Source organism: Methylophaga sp. UBA1464 (assembly GCF_002325665.1).
Taxonomy (GTDB): Bacteria; Pseudomonadota; Gammaproteobacteria; order Nitrosococcales; family Methylophagaceae; genus Methylophaga.
Genome location: NZ_DCSO01000028.1, coordinates 2,508 through 3,111 on the forward strand (window position 1 = coordinate 2,508; position 604 = coordinate 3,111).

Sequence of the window (604 nt, forward strand, 5' to 3'; positions counted from 1 at the left end):
CTGTTGGCATTTTTGACTTCTACGAAGTTACCGACTTTGGCTTTGGCGGCGAGCTTAGTGCCTGGGCGCAGTCTGGCAAAGGGTCCTACTGAGCAGTTAGCACCCACTTCGGCGTTTTCAATAATACTGTTAGGCAGGATTTCTGCTCCTTCATGGATGATGCTATTAATAAGAATGCAGTTGGCACCGATGCTGACATTGTCGGCTATGGTGTTATTGCCTTCGAAGATGACGTTGATATCGATGGTAATATCCTGCCCTGCTTTTATATCACCACGTATATCGACTCTTGCCGGATCACGGAAAGTGACACCTGACATCATTGACTCTGTTGCTTTGAGTTGCTGATAGTAACTTTCTACCTCAGCCAGCTGCACGCGGTTATTGATGCCAGCCACTTCCATTTCATCTTCGCAGGTGACGGAGTTGATTTCGATACCCTGATTAACGGCTTTGGCAATCAAGTCGGTCAGATAATATTCGCCCTGGGCATTGTTGTTATCAAGCTGGGACAAGGCTTCTGTGAGCCATTTAGCCGGGATGCACATAATGCCGGTGTTGATTTCATTGATGAGTTTGGTTTCTTCATCGGCATCTTTTTCTT

General features: G+C 46.5%; 1 pseudogene. It reads right to left on the reverse strand.

Features of this window, described 5'->3' with window-relative positions:
- Positions 1-604 (reverse strand): annotated as a pseudogene (glmU, locus tag B3O33_RS03150) (bifunctional UDP-N-acetylglucosamine diphosphorylase/glucosamine-1-phosphate N-acetyltransferase GlmU); the annotation flags it as partial.